The sequence below is a fragment of the Streptomyces sp. NPDC096324 genome (assembly GCF_044763015.1).
Taxonomy (GTDB): Bacteria; Actinomycetota; Actinomycetes; order Streptomycetales; family Streptomycetaceae; genus Streptomyces.
Genome location: NZ_JBIWFK010000006.1, coordinates 160923 through 179659 on the forward strand (window position 1 = coordinate 160923; position 18737 = coordinate 179659).

At 71.5% G+C, this 18737-nt stretch carries 20 protein-coding genes and 1 pseudogene; 8 read left to right on the plus strand and 13 right to left on the minus strand.

Annotation, left to right across the window (positions count from 1 at the left end; all coding sequences use genetic code 11):
• The first annotated feature begins 31 nt into the window (after positions 1-31).
• From ACIQ7M_RS17820 to ACIQ7M_RS17840, 5 genes are all read left to right on the plus strand, one after another.
• Positions 32-145: a putative leader peptide gene (locus ACIQ7M_RS17820; protein WP_403644925.1), complete on the plus strand. Its 114-nt coding sequence runs from the start codon at positions 32-34 to the stop codon at positions 143-145.
• A gap of 73 nt (positions 146-218) precedes the next feature.
• Positions 219-1430, plus strand: a complete 1212-nt coding sequence (locus ACIQ7M_RS17825) for an LLM class flavin-dependent oxidoreductase (RefSeq protein WP_403644928.1) — start codon at positions 219-221, stop codon at positions 1428-1430.
• A gap of 19 nt (positions 1431-1449) precedes the next feature.
• Positions 1450-2826, plus strand: a complete 1377-nt coding sequence (locus ACIQ7M_RS17830) for an NtaA/DmoA family FMN-dependent monooxygenase (RefSeq protein WP_403644931.1) — start codon at positions 1450-1452, stop codon at positions 2824-2826.
• Between the two features lie 67 nt (positions 2827-2893).
• Positions 2894-4021, plus strand: a complete 1128-nt coding sequence (locus ACIQ7M_RS17835; protein ID WP_355773376.1) for an LLM class flavin-dependent oxidoreductase — start codon at positions 2894-2896, stop codon at positions 4019-4021.
• A gap of 370 nt (positions 4022-4391) precedes the next feature.
• Complete coding sequence (locus tag ACIQ7M_RS17840; RefSeq protein WP_403644934.1) at positions 4392-4529, plus strand: hypothetical protein; 138 nt, start codon at positions 4392-4394, stop codon at positions 4527-4529.
• Between the two features lie 12 nt (positions 4530-4541).
• Here the strand turns inward: ACIQ7M_RS17840 and ACIQ7M_RS17845 are convergent, their stop codons facing one another.
• The 12 genes from ACIQ7M_RS17845 to ACIQ7M_RS17900 form a co-directional block, all read right to left on the minus strand.
• On the minus strand, positions 4542-4907 hold the full coding sequence (locus tag ACIQ7M_RS17845) for a YciI family protein (protein WP_386986852.1): 366 nt from the start codon (positions 4905-4907) through the stop codon (positions 4542-4544).
• Between the two features lie 62 nt (positions 4908-4969).
• Positions 4970-5527 (minus strand): NADPH-dependent FMN reductase, encoded by a 558-nt coding sequence (gene ssuE, locus ACIQ7M_RS17850; protein ID WP_403644938.1) that lies wholly within the window; start codon positions 5525-5527, stop codon positions 4970-4972.
• Between the two features lie 139 nt (positions 5528-5666).
• On the minus strand, positions 5667-6443 hold the full coding sequence (locus ACIQ7M_RS17855) for an alpha/beta hydrolase (protein WP_403644941.1): 777 nt from the start codon (positions 6441-6443) through the stop codon (positions 5667-5669).
• Position 6444: 1 nt separating this feature from the next.
• Positions 6445-7494 (minus strand): LLM class flavin-dependent oxidoreductase, encoded by a 1050-nt coding sequence (locus ACIQ7M_RS17860; protein WP_403644944.1) that lies wholly within the window; start codon positions 7492-7494, stop codon positions 6445-6447.
• Positions 7495-7621: 127 nt separating this feature from the next.
• Entirely contained in the window at positions 7622-8962 is a 1341-nt protein-coding gene (locus tag ACIQ7M_RS17865) for an LLM class flavin-dependent oxidoreductase (RefSeq protein ID WP_403644947.1), read from the minus strand.
• Between the two features lie 29 nt (positions 8963-8991).
• Positions 8992-9819 carry an ABC transporter ATP-binding protein gene (locus tag ACIQ7M_RS17870; RefSeq protein WP_403644950.1) on the minus strand — a complete coding sequence of 276 codons (828 nt, stop codon included), beginning with the start codon at positions 9817-9819 and terminating at the stop codon, positions 8992-8994.
• Positions 9816-10787 (minus strand): ABC transporter ATP-binding protein, encoded by a 972-nt coding sequence (locus tag ACIQ7M_RS17875; RefSeq protein WP_403644953.1) that lies wholly within the window; start codon positions 10785-10787, stop codon positions 9816-9818. The genes ACIQ7M_RS17870 and ACIQ7M_RS17875 overlap by 4 nt, the downstream gene beginning before the upstream one ends.
• Entirely contained in the window at positions 10784-11674 is an 891-nt protein-coding gene (locus ACIQ7M_RS17880) for an ABC transporter permease (RefSeq protein ID WP_403644956.1), read from the minus strand. The genes ACIQ7M_RS17875 and ACIQ7M_RS17880 overlap by 4 nt, the downstream gene beginning before the upstream one ends.
• Before the next feature lie 2 nt (positions 11675-11676).
• Positions 11677-12705, minus strand: coding sequence for an ABC transporter permease (locus tag ACIQ7M_RS17885; RefSeq protein WP_403644959.1), 1029 nt, complete (start codon positions 12703-12705; stop codon positions 11677-11679).
• Between the two features lie 31 nt (positions 12706-12736).
• Positions 12737-14311, minus strand: a complete 1575-nt coding sequence (locus tag ACIQ7M_RS17890) for an ABC transporter substrate-binding protein (protein ID WP_403644962.1) — start codon at positions 14309-14311, stop codon at positions 12737-12739.
• A 594-nt stretch (positions 14312-14905) separates the two neighbouring features.
• Positions 14906-15838 (minus strand): DsbA family protein, encoded by a 933-nt coding sequence (locus ACIQ7M_RS17895; RefSeq protein WP_403645885.1) that lies wholly within the window; start codon positions 15836-15838, stop codon positions 14906-14908.
• Between the two features lie 50 nt (positions 15839-15888).
• A complete protein-coding gene (locus ACIQ7M_RS17900) occupies positions 15889-16323 on the minus strand; it encodes an Rrf2 family transcriptional regulator (RefSeq protein ID WP_355773996.1) in 435 nt (144 codons plus the stop codon).
• A 139-nt stretch (positions 16324-16462) separates the two neighbouring features.
• Here ACIQ7M_RS17900 and ACIQ7M_RS17905 point away from each other — a divergent pair, with 139 nt between their 5' ends.
• Positions 16463-16972 carry a cupin domain-containing protein gene (locus ACIQ7M_RS17905; RefSeq protein ID WP_355773993.1) on the plus strand — a complete coding sequence of 170 codons (510 nt, stop codon included), beginning with the start codon at positions 16463-16465 and terminating at the stop codon, positions 16970-16972.
• A gap of 363 nt (positions 16973-17335) precedes the next feature.
• A complete protein-coding gene (locus ACIQ7M_RS17910) occupies positions 17336-17686 on the plus strand; it encodes a beta/gamma crystallin domain-containing protein (RefSeq protein ID WP_403644966.1) in 351 nt (116 codons plus the stop codon).
• A gap of 303 nt (positions 17687-17989) precedes the next feature.
• Here the strand turns inward: ACIQ7M_RS17910 and ACIQ7M_RS17915 are convergent, their stop codons facing one another.
• A complete protein-coding gene (locus ACIQ7M_RS17915) occupies positions 17990-18628 on the minus strand; it encodes an ABATE domain-containing protein (RefSeq protein WP_403644970.1) in 639 nt (212 codons plus the stop codon).
• On the opposite strand from ACIQ7M_RS17915, the pseudogene ACIQ7M_RS17920 reads away from it, so the two are divergent.
• Positions 18579-18737: pseudogene (locus ACIQ7M_RS17920) on the plus strand (phosphodiesterase); the annotation flags it as partial. The gene ACIQ7M_RS17915 and the pseudogene ACIQ7M_RS17920 overlap by 50 nt on opposite strands.

Sequence of the window (18737 nt, forward strand, 5' to 3'; positions counted from 1 at the left end):
GTACCGGGCCGAGGGGGCGGAGGTGAGACACATGCGTCGTGTGTCCCGCCGTGCGCCGCGACCGCTCGCGCCCCCGACCCTGCACCCGTACGGCCGGCCGCACATCGATCTGCTGCGGGTCGCCGGCGCGCTCTGTCGCCCCTGACCCGTTCCCACGCAGCCCCGCCCCGCTCGCCGGGGCGCGATTCCTCGTACGGCCGATCAGGAAGGCACCTCCCGTGTCCTCGTCACCCTCTCCTCTGCACCTCGCCGTCGCCCTCGACGGCGCCGGATGGCACCCGGCCGCCTGGCGCGAACCCGTCGCCCGTCCCGGTGAACTGCTCACCGCCGCCTACTGGGCCGATCTGGTCACCGAGGCCGAGCACGGTCTGGTCGACTTCGTGACCATCGAGGACGCCCTCGGCCTCCAGTCCTCCTCGCCCACGGAACCCGACGGCCGCACCGACCAGGTCCGCGGCCGCCTGGACGCCGTCCTCATCGCCGCGCGGATCGCGCCGCTGACCCGTCACATCGGCGTGGTGCCGACCGTCGTCACCACCCACACGGAGCCGTTCCACATCTCCAAGGCGATCGCCACCCTCGACTATGTGAGCACCGGCCGTGCCGGTGTGCGCGTCCAGGTCTCGGCACGCCAGAACGAGGCCGCGCACTTCGGACGCCGTACGCTCCCGCCGTTCCGCGTCGAGGACTACGGCACGCCCGCCGGGCAGGAACTCGTCACCGACCTCTTCGACGAGGCGGCCGACTACGTCGAGGCGGTCCGCAGGCTCTGGGACAGCTGGGAGGACGACGCGGAGATACGCGACGTCGCCACCGGGCGCTTCATCGACCGCGACAAGCTCCACTACATCGACTTCGAGGGCCGCCGCTTCAGCGTCAAGGGCCCCTCGATCACGCCCCGGCCGCCGCAGGGCCAGCCGATCGTCAGCGCCCTGGCCCATGCCACCGTCCCGTACCGACTGGTGGCCAGGGCCGCCGACGTCGGCTACGTCACCCCGCACGACGCGAACCAGGCGCGTGCCGTCGTCGAGGAGATCCGCGCGGAACAGACCGCGGCCGGCCGGGGGGACGAGACCGTGCACGTCTTCGGCGACCTCGTGGTCTTCCTGGACGACGATCCCGGTGCCGCCGCGGCCCGTCGCGAGCGACTGGACGCCCTCGCGGGCCACCCGTACACGAGCGACGCCCGGATCTTCACCGGAACGCCCATCGAACTCGCCGATCTCCTCCAGGAGTTGGGTGAGGCGGGACTGTCCGGATTCCGGCTGAGGCCCGCCGTCGCCGGGCACGACCTCCCCGCGATCACCCGGGCACTGGTGCCCGAACTCCAGCGCCGGGGCGTGTTCCGGCGGGCCTACGAGGCCGACACCCTGCGCGGACTGCTCGGGCTCGCCCGCCCCGCGAACCGCTACGCCGCCGCCACCGCCTGAGCCGGAAGGACCCCCGACCATGAGCAAGCCGCTCAAGCAGATCCACCTCGCAGCGCACTTCCCCGGCGTCAACAACACCACCGTGTGGAGCGACCCCGAGGCCGGCAGCCACATCGAGTTCAGCTCCTTCGCGCACTTCGCCCGCACCGCCGAGCGCGCCAAGTTCGACTTCCTGTTCCTCGCCGAAGGCCTCCGACTGCGCGAACAGGGCGGACACGTATACGACTTGGACGTCGTCGGACGGCCCGACACCTTCACCGTGCTCGCCGCGCTGGCCGCCGTCACCGAACACCTCGGACTGACCGGCACCATCAACTCCACCTTCAACGAGCCCTACGAGGTGGCCCGCCAGTTCGCGAGCCTCGACCACCTCTCCGGCGGGCGCGCCGCCTGGAACGTCGTCACCTCCTGGGACGCCTTCACCGGCGAGAACTTCCGCCGCGGCGGCTTCCTGCCGCAGGAGGAGCGCTACTCGCGGGCCAAGGAGTTCCTGGCCACGGCCAACGAACTCTTCGACTCCTGGCACGGGGACGAGATCGTCGCCGACCGGGCGGACGGCACCTTCCTGAACGACGCCAAGGCCGGGGCCTTCGTCCACCACGGACAGCACTTCGACATCGAGGGGCAGTTCAACGTCCCGCGCTCCCCGCAGGGTCGCCCGGTGATCTTCCAGGCGGGCGACTCCGAGGAGGGCCGCGAGTTCGCCGCGTCGAGCGCCGACGCCATCTTCAGCCGCTACTCCACCCTCAAGGAGGGTCAGGCCTTCTACACGGACGTCAAGGGGCGGCTCGCCCGGTACGGCCGCCGCTCCGACCAGTTGCTGATCCTGCCCGCCGCGACCTTCGTGCTCGGGGACACCGACGCCGAGGCCGAGGAGCACGCCCGCGAGGTGCGGCGCCTCCAGGTCAGCGGCGCGACCGCCATCAAGCACCTGGAGTTCGTCTGGAACCGCGACCTGTCCGCGTACGACCCGGACGGCCCGCTTCCCGACATCGACCCGGACCTCGGCGAACACACCGTCGCCCGGGGCCGCGCCCAGGTCCGCATGTACCGCGACCCGCTGGCCACCGCCCGTGAGTGGCGCGAGCGGGCCGCCGCCAACAAGTGGTCCATCCGCGACCTCGTCATCGAGACCGGCAGCAGGCAGGCCTTCGTCGGCAGCCCGACCACGGTCGCCCGGACCATCAATGACTTCGTCCAGGCCGACGCCTCCGACGGCTTCATCCTCGTCCCGCACATCACCCCGGGCGGCCTCGACGCCTTCGCCGACAAGGTCGTTCCGCTCCTCCAGGAACGCGGTGTCCACCGCACCGAGTACGAGGGAACCACCCTGCGCGACCACCTCGGCCTCGCCCACCCCGACGCCGAGGCGTACGCCGGCCGGGCGGCGTCGTGATGTCCACGGTGCCGCCCGTTCTCGACCCCATCCGTATGTCCGCCGAGCGCTGAGGAGGCCTCCGCACATGTCCGACATCCCTCTCGGCGTCCTCGATCTGATCCCGATCTCCTCGGGTTCCACCGCCGCGGACGCCCTGCGCAACTCCATCGACCTGGCCCAGCGGGCCGAGAGCCTCGGGTACACCCGCTACTGGTTCGCCGAACACCATCTCAACCCGGGTGTGGCGGGAACCTCGCCCGCGGTCGTCCTCGCCCTGACGGCGTCCGCGACCTCGACCATCCGGCTCGGCGCGGGTGCCGTCCAACTCGGGCACCGCACCGCCCTGTCCACGGTCGAGGAGTTCGGCCTGATCGACGCGCTGCATCCCGGGCGCTTCGACCTGGGCCTCGGACGTTCCGGCGGACGGCCGCCCGGCAAGTCCGCCGCCCCGCCGGCGACCGCGACCCCTGTGGTCGACGGCCACGCCCCGAACGGGCTCCGCATACCGGCCCGCTTCTCCTTCGAACACCTTCTCGGCTCACCACGGGTCGCCCTGCAGCGCACCCTCCTCCAGCAGCCCCACGCCGAGTCGCAGGACTACGGTGACCAGATCGACGACATCCTCGCCCTGCTCGCGGGCACCTACCGCTCCGCGGACGGGGTCGAGGCGCATGCCGTCCCGGGCGAGGGCGCCGATCTGGAACTCTGGATCCTCGGCAGCAGCGGCGGGCAGAGCGCCGACGTCGCGGGTCGCAACGGGCTGCGGTTCGGGGCGAACTACCACGTCAGTCCGGCGACCGTGCTGGAGGCGGTGGACGGCTACCGGGCGGCGTTCCAGCCCTCCGACGTCCTCGACAAGCCGTACGTCACCGTGTCCGCGGACGTCGTGGTCGCCGAGGACGACGAGAAGGCCCGCGAACTCGCCACGGGATACGGCCTGTGGGTCCGCAGCATCCGTACGGCAGAGGGGGCCATCCAGTTCCCCACTCCGGACGAGGCGCGCGCCCATGTCTGGTCGGACGCCGACCGGACACTCGTCCAGGACCGCCTCGACACCCAGTTCGTCGGCTCCCCGAAACGGGTCGCCGGTCAGTTGGCCCAGCTCCAGGAGGCGACCGGGGCCGACGAGTTGCTCATCACCACGATCACCCACGGGCACGCCGACCGGGTGCGGTCGTACGAGCTGCTGGCCGAGGAGTGGCGCACGACGTGAGCCGGCGGCGGCCTCCGCGGGACGGTCGGGACGGGCGAGCCGCCAACGGCTCGCCCGTCCCACCGCGTCCGCCAGGTCGGCACGGACACCTCGCCGAGGTGTCACGACTGCATCACGAACTCCGTTTTCGCTGGTCAGAGAGCCTTTATTCGCAGACACGAGCGACGACCGCGTATCGGAGCGCCAGGTCCTCGCCGCGCTCGCCAAGCGCCCCAGGGGGTGGGACGTCGAGCAACTGGCCGCTCCCGGGGAGGAGTCCGCCGGTCGTCCGCGTTCTCCCGTCAAGGCCGACTTCCTCGGGCACGCGGGGCGTATCGCCGAGGCCGAGGCCGAGGCCGAGGCAGTCCAGGCGGTCGACGCGAGCTTCACCATGACCTGCCCCGGCCATGACGTCCACGGCAGCGTGAGCACCTGGTTCGGCGGTGGGGGCGCGTCCCTGGCCTGCGGCGTGACCCCCCGCACCAAGGAGTCCTGGGTCCAGGAGGCCTACCGGCTGACATGCGGGTGATGGCGTGCTCGATCAGGCGTCTCCCATGCCGAACACGTCGTGGATCGGCCGCACTTCGACCGCCACCACGTGGAAGTCGAGCACGCGCTCGGCGATGGCGCGCGCCCGCTCGGGCGTCGCGCACTCGATCACGTAGTACGCGGTGAGATGTTCGGCGGCTTCGACGAACGGACCGTCGGCCGCGGCCGGTCCCTCCGCGCTCCAGCGCAGGGTCGTGGTGTCCCGCGGATAGGCCAGGCCCGCTCCGTTCAGCAGTTCCCCCGAGCCCTCCAGATCCTTGTGGAGCGCTTCGTGCCGGCCGAACACCTCGGCCCGCTGCTCCGCCGTCATCGCTTCGGTCGCCGCCGGATCGGCGTACATCAGCACCATGTATTTCATGGCTCCACCCTGGCACCGGGGACTGACATCCACGATGCGCGGGCCGGTGCCGGCGGTCCGGTTCAGCCGGTCGACGCGAGTGCGGTCGTACGGCCTCCCAGCGCGGCGGAGAACTGGTCCGTCACCTGTGCCAGTGCATCGGCTGCGGCGGGTGCGATCACGGCTGTGCCGTCCTCGCCACCGACGATGTCCTTGTCGAGGGTGAACCAGCCGGGCACGATGTGCGACGCGCCCATGGAAGTGAGCACGGGACGCAAGGCGTAGTCGATGGCCAGCACATGGGCCGTACTGCCACCCGTGGCGAGGGGCAGCACGGTCTTGCCGGCCAGCGCGTACTGCGGGAGCAGATCCAGGAACGACTTCAGCAGGCCGGAGTAGGCCGCCTTGTACACGGGCGTACCGATCACCACCCCGTCCGCCCCCTCGAACAGGGCGGCGGCCTCGACGATCGCGGGGTGCTGGAAGTCGGCCCCGAGCAAAGCGTGGGCGGGCAGCGTGCGTACCTCCAGCGGAATCACCTCATGGCCCTGGAGACGGAGCCGGTCGTCCAGGTGACGTAGGAGCCGTGTGGTTCGGGAGGTGGGAGAGGGGCTTCCGGAGACGGAGACGATGGTGGCCATGGGAGACCTTCCGGGTCGGGATTCGGCTGTGTGAAGCGGATGTGCCGCGAACGGCGGTGGGTGTGCGCCGGTCGGCGGGGAATTCCCGGCGGACGGGGGCGTCGGCGGACGTCCGCCGACGCCCCCGTCCGCCGAGCCCTCACCAGGCGCTCGACCGCACGCTGACCAGCGGCCGCAGGTCACCCCGCAGTGCTTCCAGGAAGCTGATGACCTCGGCCGCCACCGAACGGTGCTGGAGGTCGTTGAGGACGTCGTGGTGAGCGCCGTGCACCACCGAAAGGCGGGCCAGGGGAAGCGACTTGGCCAGGCGGGCGAGCGCCTCTTCGTCGGCGAGCGGATCGGAGTCACCGACGAGCAGCAGGGTGGGCAGGGGCGCCTCACTGTCGTAGGCCGCGCCGACCAGGGAGTCCGGCAGTGCGTCGTCGAGCGACCCGCGCCGTACCTCCGGGTCCTGGGTGAGGCGGCCCCGATGGGTGGGGCACGAGGTGCGGACGTCGAGCTCGGCGTCCCACGTCCCGCCGGCGGCGCCGGTCTTGGCGGACGGGCCCGGAAGACCGGCGAGGACCAGGGCGTTCGGCCACCAGGCGGCCGGAGACCGCGCCCCGCCGAGGAGCGCGGCGAGCGCGACGGCCCCCGAGTCCGCCCCGACGAGGACGACCGGCCGTACGACACCGTCCTGCGAGGCGGTGTCCTCGACCGCCTTGGCGAGCCGGGTCTCCAGCTCGGTCAGGGAGGCGGCCGTGTCCTCGGCGTCGAGTGCCAGGGGGTCGATCACCCTGACGCGGTAGGCGTCGGCGGCGAGCCGCGCGCCGAAGCGGGCGTACGTCGCCCGGGTCTCGCCGCGGCCGGGAACCACGAGGATCGTGCCGCGGACGAGGAGTCCGTCGGGCCCGTGGTGGTCGGTGTACTGGGTCATCTCAGGCTCCTGCGGATACGGGTGCGACGGATGCGGGCTCGGCCGTCCGTGCGGGCTTCCAGCCCAGCGCGGGTGCCACCTCGGTCGCGATGAGTTCGAGGGCACGGACGGCGGTGTCGTGGTCGGGCACGGCGGGGTTGAACTGGGCGATCAGGTCGGTCGCCACGGGCAGGACCTTCTCCCGGCCCAGGGCTTCGACGACGTCGTCGGGATGGCCGTAGAACGAGTGGAAGCGGCGCAGCGCCTCGTCCCGGTCGAGGCCCCTGGGGAACGCGCCGCTCTCCGCCATGCGCAGCGCCGCCCGGTGCACGTCGTCGCCGATCGCGTGGAGCGCCGTACGCCGGTCCTTGGCCGGGAAGATGAAGCGGGACAGGCCGACGCGCGGGCGGTGCGGCTGGTCCCAGGCGGCGAGGAACGCGTCGGCCCAGGGCCGCTGCACCTCGTCGGTGGGGGAGTCGAATCCGTAGGCCGCCCGGTTGAGCAGCAGGTTCGAGCCGCGGCGCGCCGCGTACTCGGCCCCCCGCGCGCTGAACACGCCCTGCCAGACGCGGCGGCCGAAGTCGCCGGGGCGGGGCTGGATGCGGAAGCCGGGTGTGCCCACCTCGTCGTGGGCCAGGGCCCGCCGCAGGACGTCGAGGTTCTCGCTGGTCAGTTCGCGTTTGCGGTCGGCGTCCTTGCCGAACGCGGCGTACTCCTGGCCGCTCGATCCGCTGCCCACGCCGACCTCGACGCGGCCGCCGCTGAGGGCGTCGACGGTGGCGATGTCCTCGGCGAGGCGCACCGGGTCCTCCAGCGGGAGGACGGTGACGGCCGTGCCCAGGCGGATCCGGGTGGTCCGCGCGGCCGCGTGGGCGAGGAAGGTCCACGGTGAGGACAGTCCGCCGCCGCCGGGGGCGACGTGGTGCTGGGCCACCCAGCCGACGTCGAAGCCGAGCTCGTCCGCGACGGCGAACAGGTCCTGCGCGTTGCGGTAGGTACGGGCGATGTCCTGATCGCGTCCCCGGACGTGGGTGAGGAAGCCGAGCCGGAAGCGTGGTCGCTCGCTCGTCATGGGATGTCGGCCTTTCGGTGGCGGGTCGTCTCTTCGGGTCGCCGTGCCGCACGGTTCCCGGGCGAGGGAGCCGCCGGGCGCGGCCGGTGGAGGCCGTCCTGCTCCACCGGCCGGTCGCGGCGGGATCTCAGTCGTTCGCGAGCTGCGGCTCGCGGGTGTGACGGTTGGCCGGGACGGGCAGGCCGAGGTTGCCGCGCAGGGTGTCGGCCGCGTACTCGGTACGGAACAGTCCGCGCTTCTGGAGGATCGGGACGACGCCGTCGACGAAGAGGTTCAGTTCGTCCTCGGTGCGGAAGGCGAGGTTGATGCCGTCGAAGGTGCCGGCGTCGAACCACTTCTCGATGGTGTCGGCGACGGTCTCCGGAGCCCCGACGAACGGCGAACTCCTGAACTGGTTGACCGACTCGGCGACCTGTCGCAGCGTCAGGTTCTCCGTCCGGGCCCGCTCGATGAGGGCCGACGCGCCCGTGCGGCCGCCCTTCTCCGCGAGGTGCGCGACGTCGGGGAACGGCGCGTCGAGGTCGTGCGCGCTGAAGTCGTACGCGCCGAAGGAGCGGCCGAGCAGGGCGAGATTGCGGTCGAAGTCGTTGTCCTCCTCGAAGATCTCCCGTTCGCGGCGCCGGGCCGCCTCGTCGGTGGTGGCGACGACCGGGCTCCCGTGGATGAAGATCTTGATGTGGTCGGGGTCGCGGCCGTAGGAGGCGGTGCGCTGCTTGATGTCGGCGTAGTACTCCTGCGCCTGCTGGAGCGTGCCGCCCGGCGCGTAGATGCCCTCGGCGACCTGGGCGGCCAGGTCGCGGCCCTCCTCGGAGACACCGGCCTGGAAGATGACCGGCTGGCCCTGCGCGGAGCGGGAGAGGTTGAGCGGTCCCGCCACCTTGAAGTGCTCGCCCTCGTGGTCGAGCGCGTGCAGCTTGGCCGGGTCGAGGAAGACGCCCCGGGCCACGTCCGCAGGGAAGGCGTCGTCCTCGTAGGAGTCCCACAGGCCGCGGGCGACCCGGACGAACTCCAGGGCGCGGCCGTAGCGGGTGCTGTAGTCGAGGTGTTCGTCGAGCCCGAAGTTCCGGGACGTACCGGTGTCGAAGCTGGTGACGACGTTCCAGCCGGCCCGGCCACCGCTGATGTGGTCGAGGGAGGCGAAGCGCCGGGCCAGGTTGAAGGGCGAGTTGTACGTCGAACTCGCCGTGCCCACCAGGCCGATGTGCCGGGTGTGGGTGGCCACCGCGGACAACAGGGTCAGCGGTTCGAGGCGGTTGAGGTAGTGCGCCGGGTAGGTGGCGTTGATGAACTGGCTGTCGACGATGAACAGCGCGTCGAAGAGGGCGTGTTCGGCCGCCTTCGCCAGCCGGATGTAGTAGTCGATGTCGATGCTGGCGTTGTTCGCCACGCGCGGGTCCTTCCACAGACCGTGCTGGCCGGGACCGCCGACGCCGTAGGGGTGCAGGGCGAGATGGATGGTGCGGGGCATGGCGTGTTCTTCCTGTCTCTTCGAGGGGTTCAGACGTTCAGCAGGGCCCGCAGGGCCGCGCGTTCGGCGCGGTCGGCCGGGGCCGAGTGCAGCGTGGGCGCGGAGCGGACCAGCAGGCGTGTGTAGGGGTGTCGGGGCCGGCCGATGACATCGCGGGCGGCGCCGGTCTCGACCAGCTCGCCCTGGTACAGCACGGCGATCCGGTCGGCGATCCCGGCGACGGAACCGAGGTCGTGGGAGATGAAGACGAGGGCCACTCCGTCGTCGCGGAGCTCCTGGAGGATGCGCAGGATCTGGACGCGGTTGGCGGAGTCCAGGGCGCTGACCGGTTCGTCGAGGATGATCAGGCGGGGTTCGGTGATCAACGCCCTTGCCACGGCGACGCGTTGGCGCTGTCCGCCGGAGAGCCGGCCGGGCAGCCGGTCGAGGAGGTCCTCGGACAGATGGACGCGGGGGAGGAACGCGCGGACCCGGCGTGCCGCCTCCTCGCGGGACACACCGCGGACGAGCAGCGGTTCGGCCAGGGAGGCTTCGACGGTGAGGTCCGGGTCGAGGCTGCGCAGCGGGTCCTGGAAGACGTACTGGACGACACCGCGGCGGCGCAGCGCCCGCCACCGGCGTCCGCCGTACGCCGTGACGTCCTCGCCGTCCAGGACGACGGACCCGGCGGAGGCGCGTACCAGGCCGAGCACGGCCCGCGCCAGGGTGGTCTTGCCCGATCCCGTCTCGCCGATGATCCCGACGGTCTCGCCCGGTGAGACGCTGAGCGAGACACCGCGCAGCACGTGCCGGCGCCGTCGGCGCGTTCCGTAGCGCACTTCGAGGTCGTTGACCTCCAGGACGGGCTCGGTACTCATGCGTCCTCCCCGGGCGCGAGGAACTTCTCCAGGCCGTACTGCTGGTGTTCGGCGATCAGCAGCCGGGTGTACTCATGGCGCGGACGGTGGAGCACGTCCTCGGTCGGGCCCTGCTCGACCACCTCGCCGTGGCGCATGACGAGGACCTCGTCGCAGAGCTGGGCGACGACGGCCAGGTCGTGGGAGACCACGACGAGCGCCAGCCCGGTCCGCTCGCGCAGATCGGCGAGCAGGTCGAGGATCTCGGCCTGGACGGTGACGTCGAGCGCGGTGGTGGCCTCGTCGGCGACGAGGATCCGCGGTCCCGCGGCGATCGCCACGGCGATGAGGACCCGTTGAAGCATCCCGCCGGACAGTTCGTGGGGGTACTGGGCGACGACGAGCTCCGGGTCGCGCAGGTGCACCGACCGCAGCAGGTCGACCGCCCTCCGACGCGCGGCGCGCCGCTTCAGACCCTTCTTGACCCGGAGGACCTCGGCGATCTGGGCCCCGACCTTGATCGAGGGATTGAGATAGGAGGCCGGGTCCTGGAAGACCGCGCTGATCGTCGTGCCCCGCAGGTCGGTCCACCGCGCGGGGGACAGGCCGGCGATGTCGGCGCCGTCGATCTCCACCGAGCCGCCGGTGATCTCGAAGGGCGCGGGCAGGATTCCCAGCGCGGCACGGCAGGTGAGGGTCTTTCCGCTGCCGGACTCGCCGACGATGCCGAGGGCCCGGCCGGGCGTGAGCGTGAAGCTCACGCCGTGGACGATGTCCCGGTCGGCGGCCGGGTCGCCGATGCGTACATCGCGTACGGCGAGCACCGGGGTCGGCGAACCCGGCGGTTCTTCCGTACCGCGCCCGGCGGCCTCCTCGGTACCGGGCCCGGCGGCCTCCGCGGTCTCCCTTGTCTCCGTGCCCTCGGTGGTCTCGGTGGTCTCGGTGGTCTCCTCGGCTTCGGCCAGGAGCTTCTCGGACAGGGCGGTCATCGCGCACCTCCAGCGGGAGCGTGTTCGGCCTCGGTGCGCTGGTCGGCGCTTGTGTCACGGCCGCCGGCCGGCGGGTGGCCCGCCTCGCCGGAGACGTCACGGATGGCGTCGGCGAGGAGGTTGCAGGCCCAGACCGTGACCATGATCAGCAGGGCGGGTGCGAGCGGAGCCCACGGCTGTTGGGTCAGATAGCCCAGGTCCGAGGCGAGCAGGCCGCCCCAGGTGGGCGCGGGAGGCTGGACCCCGATCCCGAGGAAGGTCAGGCTCGACACGATGACGAACCCGACGCCGACCGTCTGGGCGAGCGCGACCGCGATGGGCGGAAGCACCTTTGCCCAGATGTGACGGCGAACGATCCAGCCGGTCGAGGCGCCCGCGATGACCGCCGCCTCGACGTACGGTGAGCGGGCGACGGACAGGGTGGCGGCGCGGGCCACGCGGTAGAACAACGGCGACACCAGCGCCCCCGTGACCAGCATCGCCTGGGTGAGACCGTTGCCGAGCAGCGCGACGACGGCGACGGCGAACAGCAGGAACGGCAGGGCGACCAGCGTGTCGGCGAGCCGGAGGGTGACCCATTCGAAGGCCCGGCCGAGGTGGACCGACAGGATGCCGGGCAGGGCGCCGATGGCCAGGGCCGTGAACGCGACCTCCAGCGAGCCGAGGACGCTGACGCGGGAGCCGTCGAGGAGCCGGCTCAGCACGTCACGGCCGAGGTAGTCGGTCCCCAGCCAGTGGGCGCCGGAAGCGTCCGCGAGCGGTTGGTCACCGGTGGCCAGCGGGTTGTGCGGGGCGAGCAGCGGCCCGAACACGGCGAGCACGGCGATGACCGCGAGGACGGCCAGGGCTATGCGGCCGGAGGGGAGGGCGAGAACGCGGCGCAGCATGGTCACACCCCCCGCCGCGAGGCCGGCGTGACGCGGGCCAGCACCAGGTTGACGAGCAGGTTGAAGGCGACGACCAGGACGATCGACACTACGAGGACGCCCTGCACGGCCGGTACGTCCCCGGCCTGCGCGGAGTCGTTGGCGAAGCGTCCGAAGCCCTGGAGTCCGAAGATCCACTCCGTGACGACGGAGGCGCCGACCAGGGCGGGGAACTTCAGACCGAGGGTGGCGAGCGCGGGCCCGATCCCGTTGCGCAGCACATGGCCGAAGAAGATCCGGCGCGGGCTGAGCCCGCGGACCACCGCGCCCGTCACGTAGTTCTCGCCGTACGCCCCGACGAGGCCCCCGCGCAGTTGGCGGGCGACGTCGGCGACGACGTCGAAGCTCAGCGCGACGGCGGGCAGCGTGATGTGGGCGAGCCACGGCCCGAACCCCTGCTCCGCCGGGATGTATCCGGCGGACGGGAAGAGATGCAGCCCCACCGAGAAGACCGCGACCAGCACGATGCCCACGACGAAGGCCGGCATCACCGAGATCACCGTCACGAAGCCGGTGATCGCACGGTCGATCCAGGTGGTGCGGCGCAGTGCCGCGAGGGTGCCGAGGCCGAACCCCGCGACGACTCCGATGATCAGGGCGAAGGTCGCCACCGACAGGCTCACGCCCAGGCCGAGGCCGATGAGGGTGGAGATGTCGGCGCCGTTGGTCCAGCTCGTCCCGAGCCGGCCGTGCAGGACGTCGCCGAACCAGTCCCCGTACTGGACGAGGAAGGGCCGGTCGAGACCCCACTGCGCCTCGACGCGGGCGACCGCCTCGGGAGTGGCCTCCTCGCCCAGTTGGATGCGTGCCGGGCTGAGCCCGCTCAGCGACCGCAGCGCGAACGTCACGAACGTCGCGACCAGGAAGACGGGCACGAAGATCGCGACCGACCGGGCGAGGGTGGCCACGACGCGGCCCAGGGTGTGCCGGGTTCTGGCCGCGGCGGCCGGGAGACGGACGCCGGGCGGTGCCGTTGCCACCGTCGTCGTCATGGGTTGCCCCCTCTCTGTCGTGGACGGGGTGTCAGTTGCCGCCGGCGATGGTCACGCCGGTCCAGTCGATGTGGGCAGGGTTCTTCGGCAGCCCGGAGATGGACTTGCTCTTGGCGATGAGATTGGGCGAGGAGTACGTGAAGACCAGCGCCTTGCTCTTGAGGCCGGCCCGCGTCGCCGCCTGGAGCACCTTCGCGTAGTCGGGCGAGTCCAGCGGGGTCCGGCGGACCTTGGCGATGGCGGCCTCGAAGCCGGACGGCTCGTACGGCGAGCTGAGGTTGAGCGGGCCGTTCGGGCCGAAGTGCGCGGTGAGTGTCTGCGCCGCGGAGTCACGGCCGGTGGTGCCGTACAGCGAGAACGTCAGGTTCTTGGCGAAGAACGGGGTGGCCCAGTTCTTGTCGATCTTGATCGTGACGGTGATGCCGACCTTCGCCAACTGCGCCTGCACGATCTCGGCCTGCGGGTCCTCGGCCGGGATGACCAGGTTCAGCTTGAGGGCGCCCGCCTTGTAACCGGCCTCGCTCAGCAGCTTCTTGGCCTTCGCGGGGTCGTAGGCGTAGGCGTTCTCGGACTCGGGGTCGTAGGCGACGTAGCCCTTGGGGAACGGCTGGTTGGTCACCGAGCCGTAGCCGAAGGTCAGCTTGTCGACGAACTCCTGACGGTTGACCGCGTAGCGGACCGCGTCGACGACCTTGTCGTTGTCGAACGGTGCCTTGTTGGTGTTGAGGCTGATGTTGGAGGCGTTGAAGCCGGGCTGCACGAAGACGTCGAGTCCGGCCTTCTTGGCCGCCTCGGCCTGACTCGGGGCTATGTCGGCGAAGTTGTAGACGCCGGTCTGGAGTCCGGAGACGACGGTGGAGGCGTCGGGGGCGGAGCTGAGCTCGACGTTGTCGATGTGGATGTTCTCGGCGTCCCAGTAGTCCGGGTTCTTCTTCAGGACGGCCTTGGTGCCCGGGACGAGCTGGGTGACGATGAACGGGCCGGCGCCGACGGGCTTCTGGTCCAGCTTGTCGGGTGAGGCGGCGGCCTTGGGGCTGGCGATCTGCAGGACGCGCTCGCCCAGCAGTTGGGGGATCTGGTAGTCGACCTGGCTGAGGTGGATCACCGCGTCGAGACCCTTGGCGTCCACCGACGTGATCGAGGTCAGGTCGCCGAACAGGGCGGAGTTCTTCTGCTTCTTGGCCCGCTCGATCGCCGCCTTCACGGCGGCGGCGTCGACCGGCGCGCCGTCACTGAACTTCAGGTTCGGCCGCAGATGGAAGGTGATCACATCACCCCCGGCGTTGTACTCCCAGCTCTTGGCCAGGTCCGGGACGGCCTTCCCGTTCTCGTCCGTTCGCGTCAACGAGGAGTAGACCAGGGCGAGTTCACGGAACTGCGCGCCGCTGCCGCTGACGACCGGGTCCCAGTGGGCGGGAAAGTAGGAGGAGGTCCACTTCAGTGCGGCGGAGCCGGCGGACCCGGTGGTCTCGCCGCCGCAGGCGCCGAGGGCGGGGACGAGCACGGTGGCGAGGGCGGTGCCGAGGGCGGCGGTGCGCAGCCGGCCGGGTCGCGGGGCGGAGCGGAAGGCCGTGACGGGGGTGCGGGGCGTGAGGCGTCCGGGCATCGGAGTTCTTTCTGCGAGGGCTCCCGCCCACGCCGGGGCGGCGCAGCGCGGAGCGAGGGCGGCTCACCCCGCGGACGGACGCCACGCATGCCGGAGACGCGCATGCCGGTGTGCGCTTCGGTGCGCACGGGGGCATGCCGCGTTCAGGGCAGGAGGCGTCGACGGATCGCGGAGAGGGCCAAGGGGCCGGTGGAGCGGAAACGACGAAACGCTGGGAGGACGGCGCGCGATGACGGGGGCCGGACGGCGAGTCGGCTCGGGGCCGGTGCCGGAGTCGGCGGGACGGGCGTCAGGCGCCTGGGGGCCGCGGCCGGCGGGCGGTCAGCGACAGAGAGCGCTGCAGGTGCGCCGCAGGTCCACGTAGCGGCACTCCACGGCGGGGTGCGTCGTAAGCATGGTGCACATCCTGGGGCCGGTTCTCGGCCACTGTCAATGGACACCAATTGGTGTCTCATTGGGCGGGACGGGTTCTGATCGCTGATCAGAAGGCCGCGGGGGCGGGCGGATGTGCCGCCGGCCGGTCACTACGGTCCGAGCGCAGGCCGGTCACCACGGTCCGACCGCCGACCGCCGACCGCCGACCGCGGGACCACATCAGGGCGCGGCAGGAGTGCCGGGGGCGTGGGTGCGGGCCGGGTGTTCGGCGGCCTCGTCCGGGTGCAGCCAGAGCGGGCCGTTGCCGGTCTCGACGCGCACGGCGTCCCGGGGAGGCCATGGTCCGTCGCTCAGCACCGCCGCCTCCGGGCCGGTCAGGCTCCGGTACCGCGCGAGCCCCTCCGAGGGCGCCGGCCTCGCGGGCTCCGTCAGCAGCCCGGGGCTCAGCTCGTCGAACGCCGCCGCGTACTCCTCGTACGACCGCCAGCCGGGGACGACGCGCCGCCCCGCGGGAGCGCGGACCAGCAGCGTCGGCAGCGCGTAGCGGTACCCGCCCTCGGCGGTCTCCTTCGCGGCACCGGGATGCGGCGAGCCGCCGCGCACCGACAGCACCTCGGCGACCGGCCGGCGCGCCTCGGCCCGGTCGGCAAGTACCGCTTCCCGTACGGTCGCCGACGCCGCGTCGGTCGCCAGTCGTTCCTGGTCGAGGCCGGGTACGCCCCGTACCGCGGACAACGCCCGCGCCGCCGTGTCCGCCGGTTCGCCCAGCACGAACACGCTCTCCCGCAGCCGCCGCAGGACGCGCTCGGCCACCTCGTCGCCCTGCCGCTCGGCGGCCTTGGCGGCCAGTGAGGACGGCCAGGAACTCGCCGCGACGCGGCTCAGCCGCCGCGCCCGCGGGGCCCCCGTGTGGGCGCCGATGTCCTCGATGTACCGCGCGTACCAGGCGGTCTCCGCGGCGGGATCGGGCGGCGGGTCGTCGTCGTCATCGAACAGGACGCAGTACGCGCGTCGCCAACGGACCCGGCCCGCCAGCGCGGCGCGCAGCCCGCGGAACACCGGCTCCGATCCCCAGGCCCAGGGACACAGCGGGTCGGTGTACTCCACGACCTCCACCCTGTCCGCCGGTTTCACCGCCGGTGCCGGGTCCACCGTGTCGCCCGTCCGCACCGCGTCCGGCGCCGGCCGATGCGGCGCGCGGGTCACGCGGCTCCCTTGTGGTCCATCCGCCCTGCCGTCCCGGCGGGCAGGAGCGCGGCCAGGGTCGTCCCGCCCAGCACCGCCGCGGCGTCCGCCTCGATACGGCGCCACACCGAGGGAAGCCCGGACGCGGGGCCCGGATAGTCGAGCCCGGCCAGCGGCTCGCCCCGCAGGGTGATCAGCTCGCCGTCCACGGCGCGTACGACGTCCAGCAGGGTGATCTCGTCGGCGGGCCGGCCGAGCCAGTACCCGCCCTCGCAGCCACGCTGACTGCGCACGAGTCCGGCCCTGCGCAACTCGCCCACCACGGACTTGAGGAACCGGAACGGGACCTGCTGCGAGGACGCTATCGCCTCACAGGTGAGCGGGCGGGCCGGTTCGCGGGCGAGCTCCAGGAGAGCCCGCGTGGCGTAGTCCGCCTTCGCGGAGATATGCATGGGCCCATGATGCCCGACACGGTGTCCGCCGGGCGGGTCTCCACCGGTTCCCCACGTACATTGCGGGAACATTGCCGCAGGTGAAGCGCAATGGATACCTCTTGACATCCTTTTCCGGGCCGCTCTAGCGTCCCCCATCATGAGCGAGCCGTTGACGACCCCCGGCGAAGGTTTCCACCCCCATCTCCCGGACGCCGAAGGGCGGTCCGTACGTTCCCTGCGCAGCCGCCTGCACCACATCCGCGCCGACGCCCTCGACGGGGACACGGCGCAGACCGGAGGCATGCGCAGGTTCGCAGCCGTCAGCGGCACCACCGTCGGCTCCGAGAAGCTGTGGATGGGCCAGACCCACGTCGCCCCCTCCACCTCCTCCTCGGACCACCACCACGGAGCCTCCGAGACGGCCATCTACGTGGTCAGCGGGCACCCCGAGTTCGTCTTCCTCGACGACGCGGGGGAGACGCCCGAGGAAGTACGGCTGCGTACCTCGCCCGGTGACTACATCTTCGTGCCGCCGTTCGTCCCGCACCGCGAGGAGAACCCGGACCCCGCGGAGGAGGCCGTCGTCGTCATCGCCCGCTCCACCCAGGAGGCGATCGTGGTCAACCTGCCCGGCTTGTACGTGCTGAAGGACATCGAAGAGGGCTGACCGCGCGGGCCGTTCGATCCCATCTGCGACTGCCCTGGCCGGGCTGGTGGCATGGCGAACCTGCGTGAAATGCACCCGCCCGAGCGGCTTCCGGTCCGGACGGGCCGTCATTTGCGCTGTGATACGGGCTGCCAAGAGAACCTGAATCGACCCGGACCGGGACATTCAGGGATCGCTTCAGGACATCCGGTGATTGGTTTCGGTCCGGGGCAAAGGGCAGGGTTGCCGCACGGGAGACTCCTGGGCGATCCTCGGTGGAGACGCGGGGCAAGTGACGGAATGGCTGTACGGCCATTCCGTCGAGTTCACCTTCCCCCGTGACGTGACCGCACAATTCGGCATTAGCTCACTGGGGGAATTGCAATGTCACGGACCAAGCAGATGGTGCGTTCCTCGGCCATGGCGATCGCCGCGGCCGCCGCTCTCGTCGTCGCCGTACCGGTCGGCAGCGCCTACGCCATCGACGAGGTTCCCTGCCAAGGCAGGACGGACCTCCTGAAGGTCGAGGGGCACTCATGGGGAGGGTCGCTCGAGATCTGCTACGCGAACGCGGGCAGGGACGAGTACCCGGGCGGCATCTGGGTGGACAGGATCTCCACCGGAAACAATGACATTATCTACTACGACGTCAACGGGGCCACGGTGGAGATCAACCGGTGGACCATTTTTCAGCCGCGAAACGCGGTGCACGTCAATGCAATTCAAATCCGGTGACGACCCCACGGGTCGTGTTCGCGTGATTCGGAAACCTCGCGGATAGCACCGGGATGTGGCGGGGCGATTCCTCTCCCGGACGCCCCGCCTCAACCTCGGTCCACCGCCTGATGATCGGCCTGTCGACGGAGAAGTAGGAAAAGGTATCTGCTACGGGCTGCGGCCCGGCGGGGTGCATCTTCGCAAAGCACATGTTGGGTCAGGAATGTTGGCCGTATCTCGTGGTGTGAACGGGCCGCGTATCCGGAGCAGGGTCCGGCCGCGCACGGCTGGGCGGAGGACCATGGCGTGTCTCCTGCGCGATCAGGACGGGGCGGAGCCGCCGTCGACCGCCGTGCGCTGACGCCTGTAGTGGCGAGCTGCGCGGGCTCGGTTTCCGCATGACGGCTTGCACCACTCCTGCCGCCCGTGGCTCTTGACGAAGTAGCGCACGCAGCGGGGCGCGGTGCAGGACCGCAACTGCGTGCGCTGCGGGCCGCTGAGAAAGTCGATGGCGGCTCGGGCCAGGGCCGCGACAAGCCGAACGTGCGGATCGCTTTCCGCGGACAGCAGGCGGGTGGTAGGGACTCCTTCGAGGGGCCAGTCGATCTGTGGAGCGACCGGTTCCCGCGCGGCGGCCGTGTTGAGGTGGGCCATCGCCTGGTCGGCGGTCATCAGGCGATGGGCGTCCGCCGGGCTGGGGGGTGCGGGGGCGACCACTCGGGCGAACAGGGCCCGGACTGCCTGCCGAAGCTCGATGATCGCGAGCCTGAGGTCTTCGTCCGCCGCGAGTTCTCCGGCCGGAATGTGGCCGGCCGGCAGGTCCCCCTGCTCTTGGATCCAGTGCGTCGTTCCCTGGACCGTGGCGAGATCGTCGGCGACGCCGCCGTGTCCGTCGTGGTGAATCGTGCCCGCCGCCCGTCCGTTGATCGTCGGACCGGCCGTCACCTGGACCCTGCGCATGCCGTGGGAGGGCGACAAGGCCGCGGACCTCGACCAGCCGCCCGGTCTCGCGTTCCACATCCTGTCCGACGACCGGCGCCTGACCACCCACTACCGCGTCGTGCTCTGA